General features: G+C 45.3%; 15 protein-coding genes. 11 read left to right on the top strand and 4 right to left on the bottom strand.

From position 1 onward, the window contains the following. The first annotated feature begins 11 nt into the window (after window positions 1-11). The 9 genes from Q1B11_RS03650 (at window position 12) to Q1B11_RS03610 (ending at window position 10,901) form a co-directional block, all read left to right on the top strand. Window positions 12-2,501, top strand: coding sequence for a glycoside hydrolase family 2 TIM barrel-domain containing protein (locus Q1B11_RS03650; RefSeq protein ID WP_299727654.1), 2,490 nt, complete (start codon window positions 12-14; stop codon window positions 2,499-2,501). A gap of 16 nt (window positions 2,502-2,517) precedes the next feature. After that, window positions 2,518-3,156 (top strand): TetR/AcrR family transcriptional regulator, encoded by a 639-nt coding sequence (locus Q1B11_RS03645; protein ID WP_299727651.1) that lies wholly within the window; start codon window positions 2,518-2,520, stop codon window positions 3,154-3,156. Window positions 3,157-3,286: 130 nt separating this feature from the next. Beyond that, window positions 3,287-4,681, top strand: a complete 1,395-nt coding sequence (locus Q1B11_RS03640; protein ID WP_299727648.1) for a GH1 family beta-glucosidase — start codon at window positions 3,287-3,289, stop codon at window positions 4,679-4,681. Window positions 4,682-4,725: 44 nt separating this feature from the next. Then, window positions 4,726-6,141: an MFS transporter gene (locus Q1B11_RS03635; protein WP_299727645.1), complete on the top strand. Its 1,416-nt coding sequence runs from the start codon at window positions 4,726-4,728 to the stop codon at window positions 6,139-6,141. A 204-nt stretch (window positions 6,142-6,345) separates the two neighbouring features. After that, entirely contained in the window at window positions 6,346-7,746 is a 1,401-nt protein-coding gene (locus tag Q1B11_RS03630) for an MFS transporter (RefSeq protein ID WP_299727641.1), read from the top strand. 51 nt (window positions 7,747-7,797) lie between these two features. Further along, window positions 7,798-8,244, top strand: a complete 447-nt coding sequence (locus Q1B11_RS03625) for a DUF411 domain-containing protein (protein WP_299727638.1) — start codon at window positions 7,798-7,800, stop codon at window positions 8,242-8,244. Window positions 8,245-8,487: 243 nt separating this feature from the next. Then, on the top strand, window positions 8,488-9,357 hold the full coding sequence (locus Q1B11_RS03620) for a class I SAM-dependent methyltransferase (protein ID WP_299727635.1): 870 nt from the start codon (window positions 8,488-8,490) through the stop codon (window positions 9,355-9,357). Between the two features lie 118 nt (window positions 9,358-9,475). Beyond that, window positions 9,476-10,069 carry a beta-phosphoglucomutase family hydrolase gene (locus tag Q1B11_RS03615; RefSeq protein WP_299727632.1) on the top strand — a complete coding sequence of 198 codons (594 nt, stop codon included), beginning with the start codon at window positions 9,476-9,478 and terminating at the stop codon, window positions 10,067-10,069. Window positions 10,070-10,109: 40 nt separating this feature from the next. Continuing rightward, window positions 10,110-10,901 (top strand): sporulation protein, encoded by a 792-nt coding sequence (locus Q1B11_RS03610; RefSeq protein WP_299727629.1) that lies wholly within the window; start codon window positions 10,110-10,112, stop codon window positions 10,899-10,901. Window positions 10,902-10,905: 4 nt separating this feature from the next. Here the strand turns inward: Q1B11_RS03610 and cueR are convergent, their stop codons facing one another. Beyond that, complete coding sequence (cueR, locus tag Q1B11_RS03605; protein ID WP_299727626.1) at window positions 10,906-11,292, bottom strand: Cu(I)-responsive transcriptional regulator; 387 nt, start codon at window positions 11,290-11,292, stop codon at window positions 10,906-10,908. A 185-nt stretch (window positions 11,293-11,477) separates the two neighbouring features. On the opposite strand from cueR, the gene Q1B11_RS03600 reads away from it, so the two are divergent. Beyond that, complete coding sequence (locus Q1B11_RS03600; RefSeq protein ID WP_299727623.1) at window positions 11,478-12,635, top strand: hypothetical protein; 1,158 nt, start codon at window positions 11,478-11,480, stop codon at window positions 12,633-12,635. Between the two features lie 52 nt (window positions 12,636-12,687). Here the strand turns inward: Q1B11_RS03600 and mglC are convergent, their stop codons facing one another. The 3 genes from mglC to mglB all read right to left on the bottom strand — a co-directional run bounded on the left by mglC (window position 12,688) and on the right by mglB (window position 16,551). After that, a complete protein-coding gene (gene mglC, locus Q1B11_RS03595) occupies window positions 12,688-13,716 on the bottom strand; it encodes a galactose/methyl galactoside ABC transporter permease MglC (protein ID WP_299727620.1) in 1,029 nt (342 codons plus the stop codon). A 50-nt stretch (window positions 13,717-13,766) separates the two neighbouring features. Next, a complete protein-coding gene (gene mglA, locus Q1B11_RS03590; RefSeq protein WP_299727617.1) occupies window positions 13,767-15,278 on the bottom strand; it encodes a galactose/methyl galactoside ABC transporter ATP-binding protein MglA in 1,512 nt (503 codons plus the stop codon). Between the two features lie 298 nt (window positions 15,279-15,576). Next, window positions 15,577-16,551, bottom strand: coding sequence for a galactose/glucose ABC transporter substrate-binding protein MglB (gene mglB, locus Q1B11_RS03585; protein ID WP_299727614.1), 975 nt, complete (start codon window positions 16,549-16,551; stop codon window positions 15,577-15,579). 211 nt (window positions 16,552-16,762) lie between these two features. Between mglB and Q1B11_RS03580 the strand changes: the two genes are divergently transcribed. Then, a complete protein-coding gene (locus Q1B11_RS03580; RefSeq protein WP_299727611.1) occupies window positions 16,763-17,524 on the top strand; it encodes a response regulator transcription factor in 762 nt (253 codons plus the stop codon). Window positions 17,525-17,526 lie beyond the last annotated feature (2 nt).

Below are 17,526 nucleotides of genomic sequence, written 5' to 3'. Positions count from 1 at the left end.
GCAGGTGAGAAATGAGAGTTATCCAGCACCTTAATTTTGACTGGAAGTTTTGCCCCGATTTTAAAGAAGAATTTATATCGCCGGCTTATGACGACAGCACCTTTGAGCTTGTGCAGATTCCCCACACCAATAAAGAGCTGCCATACAACAACTTCGATGAAAAAAGCTATCAGTTTGAAAGTTGTTACCGTAAGACACTTCACGTCGAATCTAACCTAAAAGGTCAGCCCGCAATTCTGCATTTTGAAGGGGTGATGACCTATGCTCGCCTTTTCCTTAATGGCTATTTTGTGACGGAACACAAAGGTGGTTATACGCCGTTCAACGTCGATGTTTCCCGCTATTTAAAATATGGCAAGGATAACCAGCTGGTGGTTTATGTGGACTCCCGCGAGCGCAAGGAGATCCCACCCTTTGGTTATGTAGTGGATTATCTGACCTACGGGGGGATTTACCGGGAAGTCTGGATGGAGTTTACCGGCCCGGTGATGGTCGAGAACTGCCATGTTCGAACCCGGAATGTACTCAATACTGAAAAATTGTTGGATTTGGATCTCTATCTTGAGAATAAAACTGGATTAAATTCAGCGATCACGGCTCAGTGCTCCCTACTGAAAAACGATCTTCTTGTGGATCAGTTTCAAAGTGTTATTTTGCTGAATGGCGAGCTAACTCAGCAGGTTGAAATACAACAAAAGATAGAAAATGTCGAGCTCTGGGACACCGAGAATCCACACTTGTATGACCTGGTTATCCAGTTGTACGACAACGGATTATTGTTGGATAAGAGCCAGTATCGCTTTGGTTTTCGTGAAGTGGAATTCCGGGTGAATGGTTTTTATCTGAATGGCCAGCTGCTGAAAATTCGCGGTTTAAACCGACACCAGTCCTTTCCGTATGTGGGCTATGCCATGCCAAAGCGTGCCCAGTATAAAGATGCTGAGATTCTGAAGCATGAGCTGGGGTTGAATACGGTGCGACTTTCTCATTATCCCCAAAGTCAACATTTTCTGGATCGTTGCGATGAGCTGGGTTTGCTGGTGTTTAATGAAATTCCGGGTTGGCAGCACATTGGTGACAAAGGTGAGTGGTGGGATATTACACGACAGCATGTGAAAGAGATGATTCGCCGGGATTGGAATCGGCCCAGCATTTTTATCTGGGGTGTCCGAATTAATGAATCCGAAGATTGTGATGAACTCTATGAGATGACCCAGCGTATCGCCAAAACGTTGGACGATACACGACCAACGGGCGGTGTTCGTTGTCGTAAAGACAGCCATCTTATTGAAGATGTCTACACCTACAATGACTTTGTCCATAATGGACAAACGCGAGGGCTGGACAAGCCCGAATCGGTCGTCGGCCATAAAGCCCCTTATTTGGTGACGGAACACAATGGGCATATGTTCCCAACCAAATCCTTTGATTCGCAAGAGCATCGGTTAGAGCACGCACTGAGACACCTGAGGGTTTTGGATGCCATGTATGCCGATGAGGGTATCAGCGGTGCCATTGGCTGGTGCATGTTTGATTACAACACCCATAAAGATTTTGGCAGTGGCGATCGCATCTGTTACCACGGTGTGATGGATATGTTCCGTATTCCAAAGTATGCCGCGGCAACTTATGGGGCTCAGCAAAATGAAACCCCCTATTTGCAGGTGTTGAGCAATATGCGGATGGGAGACTATCCCGGCAGTGAATTAAGTGATGTGCATGTGTTCACGAACTGTGAATACATAAAACTCTATAAGAATGACCAATTCATCGAGACGTTTTATCCGGCCAGACAGCAATATCCCCATGTACCCAATCCGCCCATTATTATTGATAACCTGATTGGCAATCTGATAGAAGAAAATGAGACTTTCAGCAAAAAAGACAGTCGACTGATAAAAGAAATTCTCATTGAAGTTGGCAGGGTTGGTATTGAAAGCTTGTCTTTGATGAGCAAACTGAAAATGCTGTATCTATTGAAAAAGAACCGAATGCAGCTCAGTGATGGCGTGGCACTTTACAGTAAATACGTTGGCGGCTGGGGTGACTCGGCAACTACTTTTCGAATAGAGGGTTACCAGAATAATCAGAAGGTCTGTGAGCAGAGTTGTTTGCAGTCCTTTGAGCAGCGACTTGATGTTCAGGTAGACGATACAGCCTTGCAGGAAGAGGCAACTTACGACGTCACCCGCTTTGTGGTTCGATGTGTCGATGAAGGTGACAATGTTATGCCCTATGCCAATGATGTGCTGTCGATTTCAACCAAGGGGCCTATTGAAGTCATTGGGCCGGGGCATATTGCTCTGGTTGGCGGTGGAGTGGCGTTTTGGGTGAAAACTACCGGTTTAAGTGGCGAAGGGTTGGTGAAAATCAGTAATGAGCGTTTTGGTGAAGTTGAGCATCGACTCATAGTCACAGGACGTGTAGATTTATCACCACATTTTTCATCACATGTATCACCACAAACAGTGAAGCCTCAGCTGGAAGCTCTGGCAGAATAATCGAGAACGTGAACTTATGAGTGAAGCTGCTGCTCCTGTTAAAAAACAAGCTCGTCGAAATCCAAGTCAGAAGCGAAGCAGAACCCGGGTGGATGCGATATTAAATGCCACCCGCGATATCGTCAGCGAAAAAGGGGCAGGTGGTTTGAAAATCCACGAACTGGCGGATCGGGCAGGGGTCACACCAAGCTCGATTTACCAGTACTTTCCCAACAAACGGGCCATTCTTCAGGCGCTGGATAAGCGATATATCGATACCACCAATGAGTTGCTTAGGGTGTCGCTGTCGGGTATTGAAAATCTGGATCAGGGTTTTGATGCTCTTGAGCAAATGTTGGATGAATATTACGAGTGGTATAAATCAGAACCGGTGATTACTGATATTTGGTATGGTCTGGCCTCTGACAAAGTCATGAATAACAGTGAGCTCCAGGTGAGTCGCGATTCTGCGGGCATCATTATGGAAGCCCTGTCCCCTTTTGTGGATGAGAGCAAGCTGGCAGAGCTGGAAAGCTATGCATTGCTGATGACGCATCTGGCAGGAAACACCATCCGACTTTGTTTAATGACGGAAGAGGCTGAGAGCAGAAAGCTGCTATCGTCGTTTAAAATGTTGTTGAGAAATATGGGGCAGACGCTTTCTGTGACGACCTGATAGATGCTCATCGGGACTGTTTACCAGAATATAAATAAAAGATGAATGTTGTTCAGGTTTGTGTTGACATTATACGATGATGGTCAGATGATGAAGACAACATAACTATAAAATACGTCGTTGCATGCATATGTCTGATCATCTCAACATTCCTGATGATTTTCTGATAGGCACCGCGACCGCTGCCTATCAAATTGAAGGTGCCGTCGCTGAAGATGGCCGTGGCCCAAGCATTTGGGATACATTTTGTCATACAGCGGGCAAGATTGATCATGGTCACACTGGCGATATTGCCTGTGACCATTACCATCGTTATCAGGAAGATGTGGATATTATGAAGCAGCTTTCCATTGACGCTTATCGATTTTCCATCTCCTGGTCACGAATATTTCCGGAAGGCAAAGGAAAAGTTAATCCGAAAGGGCTGGCCTTTTACGATCGCCTTGTGGACTCTTTACTGGAAGCGGGTATTACACCGTTTACCACACTCTTTCACTGGGATACGCCAGAAGCGCTGTATAAGGAAACCGGCGGTTTTGCCGGTCGTGACACCTGTTATCACTTTGCTGATTACACAAGGACTGTCGTTAATCATTTTGGTGATCGCATTAAAAACTGGATTACCGTCAATGAACCCTGGGAGCACGCGACGTTTGGCCATCTGTTTGGCCACCATGCTCCCGGTAAACGGAATCCATGGGTCTTCTGGCGCACCATGCATCATATTCTTCTGGGTCATGGTTTGGCGATGCAGGCCATACGCAGTGAAGACTGTGAGGCGCAGGCCGGTTTGACTCTGAGTTATACACCCATGCACACCAGAGGTACGCGGCCGATTGATCGGGATGCAGAAAAAACAGCCAATGCTTTTATGAATGGCATTGCTTTTGATCCGGTCTTTAAAGGTCAGTATCCCGAGGTAATGTGGAAACGGTTTCGCTGGTTTCGTCCGCCCGTAAAAGAAGGGGATTTTGATATTATTCAAACACCCACAGATTTCACAGGTCTTAACTATTACAGCCGAGAATTTGTAAAAGGCAATCGTCTGGTACCTGGATTGAGAGGTTCCTTTGTTCCCAGAAAACCAGAGCCAGACCCATATCAATACACGGCAATGGATTGGGAGATTTATCCGGAAGGGTTCAGCCAACTATTGACGATGATGAAGGAAGAGTACGGCAATCCGACAGTGTACATCACTGAAAACGGTGCTGCTTACTTTGATCAAGAGCGTGGCGGTCAGGTGAATGACGATCCTCGCGTACAGTATCTGAAAACTCATATTCAGGAAGTGCTGAAAGCGAAAGAAAATGGCGTTGATGTCCGTGGCTATTTTGCCTGGTCATTGCTTGATAACTTTGAATGGGCCAAGGGCTATAGCACCCGTTTTGGTCTGGTCCATGTGGATTTTGACAGTGGCCGGCGCACCATCAAAGATTCCGGTTATTGGCTACAACAGCAAATTGCACGACGTGGTACTTTGCAATCAAAGCAGAATAATGCGAGTTTGTGCTCAGAAAGCTAGCCATTTCCTAACAATAAAAATAACAGCGGGATGGGGGATAAGTGATGGAAAATACAATGAGAGTGCCACGATGGCGGTTGGTGTTGTACTCCTTTGGTAATTTTGGGTGGATGCTGACAGCATTCTGTTTTATGTCAGTGATCAATTACTTCTACTTTCCCCCAGTGATCGATGGTGTTGAACCGATACCCGAATTAATTACCAGAGCACCGGTATTTATGGGGCTGACGTTACTCGGCCTTATTATTGCCCTTTCCCGTTTGTTTGATGCCGTTACCGATCCAATCATTGCCAATATGAGTGACCGGTCGGTGCATAAATTTGGCCGTCGTCGTATTTTTATGGCGTTCTCTCTCGTGCCTTTTGCAATTTGCTCGGTGTTAATTTTTACACCACCAGATACGGTGCCAACCATCACCAATGCAATATGGGTTGTGGTGTTTGGTATTCTCGCTTATCTGTTTATGACCATGTACGTCATGCCTTATACGGCGCTGATTCCGGAGCTGGGAAAAACCTCTGCTGATCGTGTTTTTATTGCAACAGCCAACTCGGTAGCCTGGGCATTGGCTTTTGCAACAGGGCAATTGATCTGGGTGATCAAAGATGTGCTTGAAGCATCAGGGATGGATGCTATGACGGCCATCAGAATCTGTGCTGGTCTGTTCGCATTTCTGGGTGCACTGGCTATGCTGGTGCCGATTCTGGCGATTGATGAGAGCAAGTACTGTGAAGGAAATACCTGCTCTGAACCTGTGTTCGGGGCGATGAGATCCGCATTTAAAAATCCGGATTTCAGAGTATTTACCATTGCCAACGTAGTTACTTTTATGGCGACGTTCTTTTTGGAAACTGGCGCCATCTATTACGTGACGATGTTAATGGGGCTGGATGAAGCCACAGCATCATTAATCATGATCGTCATGTTTGGTTGCAGTTTTGCCTGCTACCCATTTGTGGTCAAACTGACCCGAAAAATCTCTAAACGTAATATGCAGATTTTTGCGGTAGCGCTGCATGGTTTATTATTTGCGTTGCTGCCATTGTGTGCCGTTCTACCCGATGCTGCTTTGACTGGTTGGGTGCTGATTCTGTTATTGGCGATTCCAACGGCCATCAATAGCATTCTCCCCACAGCAATTATGGCGGATATTGCTCGCTCCGATGGCAATCGAACTGGCAGTTATAAGGAAGGTGTCTTCTTTGGTGCCATGAATTTTAATATTAAAGTGGCAACGTCTGTTACCAGTCTGGTTTTCCCATCTTTGTTGATTATTGGCAGCAGTAGTGGCGCACCAAGCACTCTGGGGGTTTCCATTACAGCATTTGTTGGCGCAGGCTTCTGCTTTATCGCTGCCATTGCTTTGAAGTTTTACGACGAAGATCGTGTTAATCAACATCTTGATGATCTGGTGGAAGAGCCCGTATCGGCAAAAGAGATGACACAATCAATAGCCTGATAAGGTATTCATATACCCGTTCAAGCAGCTACTTTTTTGGCTGCGTCCGCTCATCCCGATCACCTACTCATTGTAGGCTCACGGGAACCGAGGTCCTAAAGACTTCGGTTACTTGCCGCCGCATAGGGACTTGAAATACTTTGGGTATAGAGCCAGAATTTTTCGATTCCATTTGTACACTACTCAGTATAATAACTAGAACATATGGCAGTAATAGAAAGCGGTGTTAGAGCGCCGCTACCTCGTATACCCAAGTGGCGATTGGTGCTTTTTTCCTTTGGTCATTTTGGCTCGACACTCACGGCATTCTCGATGGGGATTGTTTTGAGTTACTTTTATTTTCCGCCGGTGGTCGAAGGCCAGACAGAAATTCCGGAGTTGCTTCCGCGTATTCCCATTCTATTTGGGCTGACTGCACTGGGTATCATCACCGCAATCAGTCGTGTACTTGATGCGTTTTCCAGTCCTTATATTGCTAACCTGAGTGATCGCTCACAAAGCCGATTTGGCCGACGTCGCTTATTTATGATGATTGGTTTTGTGCCTTTTGCATTGACGTCAGTGGCAACCTTTTTTCCACCGGACGATGTCGCATCCTCCTTGAACATTATTTGGGTGGCAGGCAGTGTTCTGCTTTTTTATCTGTTCATGACGCTGTATGTGGTGCCCTACGGTGCATTGATTCCTGAGTTAGGAAAGACGGCAGATGATCGGGTATTTCTGGCGATGATGAGTGCTGCTGCCTGGGGCGTCGCTTTCTGTGTCGGTCAGACCCTGTGGTTTTTTAAAGGGATTCTGGAAGGTCATGGAATGACCTCTATTGAGGCGCTTCAGCTGATTGTGGTTTGCTTTGCATTGTTGGGCACGATCTGCATGTTTGTACCGCTGGTGGTGATTGATGAACGTCGGGATTGTCATGGGCGCTCTGCCAGCAAGGGCGCGTTGGAATCTATGGGAGAAGCATTAAAGAACAAAGACTTCAGGGTCTTTGTCATCGTGAATTGTTTGACGTTGATGGCCACCTACTTTCTGGAAACCGGTGCCGTTTATTATGTAACCATGCTGCTTGGTTTGGAGGAACAGTGGGCAACACCGTTTATGGTGGCGATGTTCTTTGCCAGTTTTGCCCTGTATCCACTGGTGGTTCGTTTAACCCGTTTTTATCCTAAGAAGCATATCTATGTCGTTGCCTTGATGCTGGAAGGGGCAGTGTTTTCCATGATTCCTTTTGCGCCCTCAGTGACTTATCCATTGGTACTGGCGGGCTTGATCGTGTTGTTGGGTGCAATTCCTATTGCAGTAACGAGCATTATTCCAGCAGCCATGATGACTGATATTACACTTTCCGACACCCGTCGTACGGGTGAGCATAAAGAAGCCACCTTTTTTGGGCTGCAAAGCTTGAATGTGAAACTGGCGGGTTCTGTTACCAGTTTGATTTTCCCTTCGCTGTTAATTATTGGCAGCAATCATGGGCAGCCCACAGAGCTGGGTGTTTCCTTAACGGCCTGGATTGGTTGCAGCTTTTCTTTTATTGCCTGTGGCGTCCTGTTTCTGTACAACGAAGAAAGAGTGAATAAATATCTCAATGAAGCGGTAAGTTGAATGCACTGTTTTTGAGAGTAATGGATTAAAGAATTTTTGGTGGTCTTAAATATGAAAAATAGACTTGCTCTATCTCTGGCTTCAATGACGCTGGCAATGACTCCCTTCGTATCTGCGCAGCAGGCTCTACCGATTGTGACCACTTACAAATCACCCACCTGTGGTTGCTGTTCTGATTGGGTCAAGCATATGGAAGAGAATGGTTTTACAGTGAAAGTCCACAATGCACAGGATATGGGCAAGTATAAACAGATGGCCAATATTCCCTATGGTGCAGGCTCCTGTCATACCTCATTTGTTGGTGATTATGCTGTGGAGGGTCATGTACCCGCTTCGGATGTTTTGAAAATGCTAACAGAGAAACCCGATTTTCGAGGTCTGACGGTACCGGGCATGCCCATGGGGTCTCCCGGTATGGAGTATGGAGATCGTAAAGATCCATACACTACCTTTGCGTACCAAGAAGACGGCAGTATTAAATTATTCATGTCGCACTAGTGCAGCCAAGCGTTATAAGACATACATCCCCGTTCATCCTGAGCGGAGTCGAAGGATCGAAGCATCACACTTCGACTCTGCTCAGTGTGAACGGTATGGGTATTAACGCTTCCCTGCACTAGGTATCCGGTCATAGGGTTGGGTACTTACAAGATATTTATGAATTCCGATAAGGTAAAAATAAAAGGATAACGTCCGATACTGAAAGCAATCATTTCCGCTATAAACGCAATGGAGTGTGTTGTGAAATTGAATGTAGATACTGATCGGATCTTGAATACTAACCGGCGATTCCATGATGAGGTAGAAGCTCAGACATACGATGAAAGAATGGGGGTGAGTTTTACCCCATCGACCAGAAAGAAGCTGATTTCTGAGTTAGAGCGGGTCGCTGTCAATCCACTGAAGAAGGAAGGTAAAGTGGTAGATGTCGGTGCTGGAACGGGGAATCTGGCAGTGAATCTGGCGACTACAGGCTGGTATGATAAGGTCATCGCCGTTGATATCAGTAAAGTGAGTCTTGATGTTGCCCTCGAGAATGCCCGGAACGTTGGAGCTGACATAGAAACGTGTGTTTCCGATATGATACGACTGCCTTTTGATGATAATAGTGTTGAGCTCATTGTTGGCTGTGCATTTCTTCATCACCTTCCTCACCCAGATCAGTTTCTAATAGAAGTTCATAGGGTGCTAAAGCCAGGAGGCCAGGTAGTGATCATTGGCGAGCCTACCTGGTTTGGTGCGTTGGCAATAAATTTGTTGAAGATGCCTTTAGTACTTTTGAATAAGGTCTATATGTTCCTGAAGCGAAAATCGACCACTCGATTGCGTTGGGAGCATGATTGCATTGATGTGCATAACTTTACCAGAGCGGACGTTCACCGCTTTAAAGATCCTTTTGAACAGGCCAAAGTGACAACAGAAGGGTTTTTAGAGCCTATTATCGGTCAATCTATATTGGCCCCCATCCGGTTGGTGTTGCCGTCAGACTCGTTGGCTGTCAGATTCCTTGAGGCTATACAAAATGTCTGTCGGATCGTTGATGAGAAAATCGCCAGGTATCTAATACCAAAGTTCTGTCGTGTGTCTTTGAAATTCAGTTGCTCAAAATAACACCTTTCCTGTCAGTTAATCTGGTTGCTCAGTATATGAAATATATCCTGAAGTAGGTTGACGACTTTCCCGAGGATGTATAAAACACGGTATTCCTGTAGACGCCATGAGAGTGAATATGCTCAGCAAACTTCAGCGCTATGATGCCATCATTTTTGATATGGATGGCACTTTGATTGACTCAATGCCTTCCCATCTCGATGCCTGGAAGAAAACATCAGAAATCCATGGTTTTCCCTATGATCGCCAATGGCACCATTCTCTTGGCGGTGTTTCCACGGAGAGAACCGCTGAAATGATCAGTGATCGTTATAACTTGGCTCTGGATACGAATAAGGTGGCTGAAACCAAGCGACAGTCGCTGGAAGATATCTTTCAGGGACCCGTGTTGATCGAGGAAACGTATCAGGTATTACTGGCTGCAGAAGGTAAGAAAAAACTGGCGGTCGGAACCGGCGCTCTGCGTGGAGATGCTTTAGCGTTATTGAATGAAGTGGGTGTGCTGGATCGTCTCGATACGTTGGTCACCGTGACGGATGTCAACAATGGCAAACCGCATCCGGAAACGTTTCTGAAAGCTGCAGAGCAGATGGGCATTGAGCCAAAGCGTTGCCTGGTATTTGAGGATACCGAGCTTGGACGACAGGCAGCTACCTCAGCTGGAATGGATTGTGTGCTGGTGGTTAATGGCCAGTTGCAGTGGCCTCAATAAACCATTTTTATAAACCAAAAATAGTGTGCAAAAGCCGTATATGTCACTACTGAAAAAAGCCATGGCATCTCTTTCTATTGGTGCTGCTAAAGTTGACGCTGTTCTAAAGCAACCGGAATTAGTTCCTGGAGAACGGGTCGATTTCAATATCTATGTGAAGGGCGGAAGTATCGAGCAGCAAATTGATAATATTTATCTCGATATTTGCTGTCAGTATTTTGAAGAGATTGAAAGGAATAAAGGTAATGGTGACGAATCGGTTAAGGAGAAAGTAAAACAAGTTTACTCCCTCAGTGAGTGGTCACTACCAGAGTCGTTTATTATTGCGGCGGGCGAGGAGCGGGTTTTTAAAGACAGTTTTACGTTGCCTTGGAATACACCTATTACCCTGGGGGAAGGTAAGGTGTGGCTGGAAACGGGCCTGGATATCCAGTTCGCTATTGACCCTTCGGATACGGATCTACTGGTGGTCAGGCCTGATCCATTGTTGCGTAGCTTGTTCGAAGCGCTTATGGGATCTGGTTTACAACTCCGTCAGGCAGAATGCGAAGCGGCAAAAGGCTTCGAGCTACCGTTTGTGCAGGAATTTGAATTTGTGCCGGTATCTGGAAAATTCCTCGGCCGCTGGCGAGAGCTTGAGGTGGTTGCCTGGCGGGACGAGAAACGACTGAAACTGTGGTTTGAAGTGGACCGTCAGCAACGGGGCTTATCAGGCATGTTATCCAGCTTACTCGGTAGGGGGGAGCTGAAGAGGCATCTTGAGATTTCTGCTGACGCCTCACCTGCAGATCTGGGTCAGCAAGTCATCGCTTTTCTGGATCAGACCACCTGATTTTTTAACCAGCCAGTTTGTCCAGAATCGGACAGTCTGGCTGGTCATCTCCCTGGCAACATTCAGTCAACGCTTTAAGGCTTTTCCTGATCGTTTGTAATTGTTTGATCTTCACTTCCACATCTTGGATTTTCTGCTGAGCCAGCATTTTTACGTCCGCGCTCCGTCGCTTATTATTTCTGTACAGACCTAATAAGCTACCTGATTCTTCAAGAGTAAAACCCAATTCTCTGGCATGGTGGACAAAAGAAAGCTCTCGTATATGGTTGTTTTGATAATCGCGGTAGCCATTCGGCAACCGGGCTGCGGGTGAAACTAATTGCCGGCTTTCGTAATAGCGGATGGTCTTTGGCGTTAAGCCGGTGAGTTCGGCTGCTTCGGATATGTTCATGATTGTTGCCTAATTCTCATCATCAGCCCCAGATTAAAACATGTAACTGGTGACATGAAACCTTATTTTCTGATGACCAATCAATACATCAGGAATGATTCGATGCAAAGAAATATCTTATTTATGGAACCTTTCTTATAGCATTTTGTCCTAACTATTTGCATAAATAACTTGGGGTCGTAAGTATGATTAGTGATAACAATAGTTTTTTGCCTAATATTTTTGGCTTGATGGAAAGGTCGGCTAAAAATACTCAGCCCCCTGTTATTAGTGGTAAAAGGCATGCCTCTCATCTGGTAATGGTTGCAGATGTGGATCAAAAAATGCCTAAGTGTGATGTTGTTAATCAAGCGAGCTTAGAAAATGGTTGTGAATCAGCCATTAAATACAAGGTGAGAAAAGTCAGTGCTGAGTTAAAGGGCGATGAGAGCAATGAAAACAGTGGGTGTAATAGCGCAGTTGCGAAACTAAATAGTAAGCCTGTGAGTAAAGTAGAGCGTAAACTAAGAGTGCCAAAGTATATTGATGTTTTCTTTGGTGTATTATTGAATCAGATAAATAATGATCGAGAGAAAAGATTTTTTCCTCAGGATATAGCATTGTTTTATAAAATGATTGTAGAGAGTGAAAGAGGAGGGGTTATACTGGCTATATTAAAAGCATTTACTTTTTCATATGAAAAATGTTGTGAAAATTTAACTTTGATAGATGGAGAGTATTCTTTAAGTGCTGAAGAGTATGATGACTCTATTAAGTATCTTAAAAATAGTATTTTTAATGGTAAAAAGGTAGCATTTTGTTTTTATCAGCTTGGGATGTTTTTAAACCTTGTGCATAAAGATTGTGATGTTTTCACTGATCTTCCTGATAAGTTGCAGAGTTTGATAAGAGGGTTGATTGATAAGGTGTTAGAAGAAAGGCTGAATTGTGATGCCTCTTTGAACACTAGGGAGTTTTTCGAAATTAAAGGCTATTCGAAATCTGGTATGGAACTTCTCTATTGTTTATATGATGCTAAAAACCTGTTTAAGGTTGCATCGCTAAGGAGTATCGTTGAAAAATATAAGAATAATAATTCCGAGGTTTATGTTTCTGGTGAAAATAGTTTGGAAAATATGGATGTAGTTATAGATGAAAATATGGATGTGGTTATAGATGAAAATATGGATGTGGTTATAGATGAAAATATGGTGTTAAAATTAAAAGGATTTTTTGATGGCTATTTTTTTAATGGATGGTTTGTTGGCTTTACAGGTGATGATCTTTTTAAAAGAATGGTAGCTGAGGGAAAGAAAGAGGAGAGGGAAAGAAAGAGGAGAGGGAGTCTAAATTTAGGCTGTTGAAACGCTAAGTCCCATCTGGTTGATTGGTCACAACCTGATGGGACATGTGTTTTTATTTTTTGTCAGCGTACTTCATTGAGTCCAATGCCACAGCGAAGATAATAATTCCGCCTTTGATAATGAACTGCCAATACGGGTTGATACCGATGTAGGTCATACCATAGTTAATGATGGTAAAAATCAGCACACCGGTGACCACACCCATAATACTACCCACACCACCGGCGAAGGACACTCCGCCCACCACACAGGCGGCAATGGCATCCAACTCGTAGAGGAAGCCGAGGTTGTTGGTGGCTGAGCCTATACGACCAGCTTCCAGAAGACCTGCAAAGGCATAGAAGATGCCGGATAGAGCATACACTTTCAACAGGGTCAGCGGTACGTTAACGCCGGAGACCTTCGCCGCTTCCGGGTTACCACCGATGGCAAAAATGTTTTTACCAAAGACGGTTTTGTTCCAGAGAATCCAGCTGAATACCGTGGCAATGGCTGCATAAAAAGTAATATACGACAGCCTGAAATCACCAAGCCTTATAAACCCCTGGGTAAACTCTGAGAACTGAGGGGCAAAACCAGCGACAGGTGACGCGCCTACATAATCGTAATAGAGGGAGTTAAGTCCATACACGATAATCATGGAGCCCATGGTGGCAATAAATGGCGTTACCTTCAGGTAGGCCACCACAATGCCGTTTACCATACCAATAATGGCACCGATGGCGCAGACAATAAGAATCACCGCCGGAATCGGCATTGGGCCTATTTCAGGGAATACTTTATTGACGTTTTCCAGCGCTTGTAACAGGGTTGCAGAAATAACCGCTGCCAAACCCACCTGACGACCAGCCGATAAGTCAGTACCCTGCGTGACAATCAAACTGGCAACACCCAGTGCAATAATGATTCGTACAGACGACTGAGTAAGTATGTTGCTGATGTTTCTCAGGCTAACAAACGACGGTTCCTGAATAATAATCACAGCAAGAAGAATCAGAAGTACAGCATAAATGCCACCTTCTTTAATCAAACGCAGGACATTAAATTGTTTTCCCGCTGTAAGACTGCTGGCGTTGCTCATGGCAGTCCTCCCCCCTTTTTATTTAAACTAAAATTAAAAATCAAAATTGGTTACAAATACTTCGCAGCCAGCTCAAGAATTTCGTGCTGGGTGGTGTCTTTGGTATTAACAATGCCGGCAACACGACCATTACTCATCACCATGATTCGGTCGGTGACACCGAGCAGCTCTGGCATTTCTGAGGAGATCATAATGATGCCTTTATCTTTTTTAGCGAGATCCAGTATCAGTTGGTAAATCTCAAACTTGGCGCCAACATCGATTCCTCGAGTGGGCTCATCAAGCATCAGGATTTCTGGTTGAGTCAGCAGCCATCGACCAATAACCACTTTCTGTTGATTACCACCAGACAGTGAGCCGATTCGGGTTTTATGCCCCGGGGTTTTCACTTTCATGGAGTCGATCACCCACTGAGTGTCATCCCCCATGGATTTACTGCTGAGCAGTCCGGATTTGCCTTTGTATTTTTCAATGTTGGCGATCAGTGAGTTAAAGGTGATATCCAGTGTTGAATAGATGCCAGTTGCACGACGCTCTTCAGTGACCAGTGAGAAGCCGTTGTGAATCGCTTCATAGGCATCTTTGTTGGACAGCTTTTTGCCATGGAGCGTGATGGAACCACTGCTTTTATCGCGGATGCCAAAAATAGTTTCAACGACATCGGTTCTTCGAGCACCCACAAGGCCGGCAATACCCAGAACTTCTCCTTTCCTGAGATCAAAACTGACATCCTGAATGGAAGGTTGATTCTTGGCTGTCAGGTTGCTGACTTCAAGGATCACTTCTTTTGGCTCGTTATCTCGTGGCGGGAAGCGCTGTGTCAGCTCACGGCCGACCATCAAGCTGATGATCTGATCCATATCCAGCCCTTCCAGGGGTCGTGTGGTTACCCACTGGCCATCCCGGAGGATCGTGATATCGTCGCAGACGGCAAAGATCTCATCCATTTTGTGAGAGATATAAACAATGCCACAGCCACGGTCTTTTAGTTTTCTAATAATGGTGAATAAGTGGCGGACTTCTTTTTCCGACAGCGACGATGTCGGTTCGTCCATAATGACGATTTTGGCGTTGTAGGAAAATGCCTTGGCAATTTCTACCATCTGTCGTTTGGAAACGGAGAGATCCGCGACTTTATCTTTTGGGTCTACATCAATATCAAGTTCTTCAAATATCTGTTTGGTTTCATCGTACATGGCTTTGTGATCAATAAAGCCATTTTTCTTTGGATACCGACCTAACCAGACGTTATCCATCACACTGGATTGCAATACCTGGTTTAACTCCTGATGAACCATGGAGACACCGTGATCCAATGCTTCTTTTGAAGATTCAAATTCAACAGGCTGACCTTGAAAATAAATACTGCCTTCGTCTTTTTCATAAATACCAAACAGGCATTTTAATAAGGTCGATTTCCCCGCACCGTTTTCTCCCATTAAGGCATGGACGGAATGAGGTCGGACTTTTAAATTAACCCTGTCCAGGGCTTTTACTCCGGGAAACGACTTACTGACGTCGTTCATTTCCAGAAGCCAATCATTCTGGGTGCTGGTTTCCATAGCTTTCTGACTTTTAGAGACACAGAACACCCGGCGGAATTTATAGTTTCCACCAACTGCTCTTAAAACGAGAAAGAGAGGTGTTGTATAATACCAATTCTGCTTTTAAATTATGGTCTGCGCAGCTATTTTGAGCGACTGGATCTGCGTTGAAGTTCCTCGCCATAGCTTCAGCTATGACTCGTCTCTTCGCCTTGCCCAGTCGCCCAAAATAACGTGCTCGCTCCATAATTTAAAAGCGCCATTGGTATAAATCAGGGTTAAATCTATAGGTTTAACCCTGATTTATCATAGCGATTTACAGGTCGCTACTATCAACACCAACGTAAGGAACACGAACAACTTTGTTTTCAATATTCCAGTTGGTACCTTCGCCGGCAGCCTTGCCGTTGGCCAGGTTATTCGCCAGTTCGAAGGCCGCTTTAGCCTGGTTGTTGGCATCGTTTAGAACGGTACCTTGCATCTGGCCATTTTTGATCAGAGCCAGTGCTTCGGTCAGCGCGTCTACACCGAAAACCGGAATGGAAGACTTATCAGCAGCCTTCAGAGATTCGATGGCGCCCATGGCCATGGCATCGTTGTTGGCGATGACTACTTCGATTTTTTCAGCGTTAGGGCCAGAGATCCAGGCGTCAACCTTGTCTTTAGCCATGGCGGTATCCCACATGGCGGTATCCAGGTGCAGAGCTTCTGTCTCATATCCCTTGTCGTTCATAGTGGAGATAACGTAGGACGTTCTGGCTTCAGCGTCTGGATGGCCTGGCTCACCTTTGAGCAGTACATACTGGATTTTGCCATCGCCGTTCAAGTCCCATGCAGGGTTTTGAATCCAGTGCTCACTGATCAGCTCACCCTGAATAATGCCGGACTCTTTGGAGTCTGTGCCCACATAGTAAGCGTGCTCGTAACTGGCCAGTGCGTCCGCGCTTGGTTCTTTGTTGTAGAAAACGATGGGCACGTTATCCAGTTTTGCTTTCTGGATAATGACCGGCGCGGCGGCAGGGTCAACCAGGTTGATGGCCAGAGCATCAACACCTTTGGCCAGCATCACGTCCACCTGATCGTTCTGCTTGGATTGGTCGTTCTGCGAATCGTTCATAAGAAGACGAACGTCTTCTACTTTACCAGCTTCCGCTTCGATGGCTCTTCTGACGGTAGCCATGAAGTTATCGTCGTATTTGTAGACAGTAACACCCAGAGTTGTGCTGGCGTTCGCAGTACCGCCAAAGGTCATAGCTGCCATTATGGCAGCAAACATGGTAGTTTTTTTCATCTTTGTTGCTCTCTTTTATGTGAATTTTATATTTGGTATTTTTGCGTCAACTAATGCTATCAAATGAAAATGGATGTTAGGGTAAGAGAGATCAACGAAGTGTAACAAAACCTTAAAATAATTATGATAAAGCGTCTGATTATTGCCAGACGTCATTTATCCACTTTCTATTGACTGAAATAATCAGGATAAAGAAAGTACAGGAGGGAGCATGGGAGCACATCGGATTTTTGTTGTGGATGACGATGATGGTATTCGTCAGTTGATTGCTGAGTACCTGTCAAAGCATGGCTTCTGTGTTGAGGCTTGTGACGATGGAGAGTTCTTTCTCGATCGGTTTCAAAGCCTGTCACCAGATGAAGCGCTCCGTTCCATGGTGGTTCTGGATATTATGATGCCCGGTATGGATGGCTTCGAAGTGTGTCGTACCCTGCGTACTTTTTCCAAAGTTCCGGTGATTATGTTGACGGCAGTGTCGGATGAAATGGATCGGATTATTGGTCTTGAAATTGGCGCTGATGATTACCTTGCCAAGCCTTTTAACCCAAGGGAACTATTAGCCCGCATCAAAGCGATTTTTCGTCGTAGTGAACCTGTTGAACCAATGGTTAAGCCCTCTTTAAGATACTGCTGGTTTCATGGTCTCTGTCTCGATACGGTTACCCGGGCTTTATACAGTGCCGATGGAAAACCATTGTCGTTTTCAGGCGCTGACTATAACTTGCTGATGTTGTTTATTAACAACGCAGGCAAAGTACTGAGTCGGGAATATATTGCGGCAGAAACACGAAAAAGAAATTCTGACCCATTGGATCGTTTTATTGATGTACATATCAGCAGATTGAGGCATTGTTTAGGGGAAGATGCAAAGTCACCAGAGATTATCAAAACGGTTCGTGGTTCCGGCTACATTTTGGCGACAGATGTCCACTTTACTGAGCACACCCATGAGCCGGTGACGGCGTATCAATAATT

This window comes from uncultured Endozoicomonas sp., assembly GCF_947495845.1.
Lineage (GTDB): Bacteria > Pseudomonadota > Gammaproteobacteria > Pseudomonadales > Endozoicomonadaceae > Endozoicomonas.
This window is presented reverse-complemented; position numbering and strand designations above follow the sequence as displayed.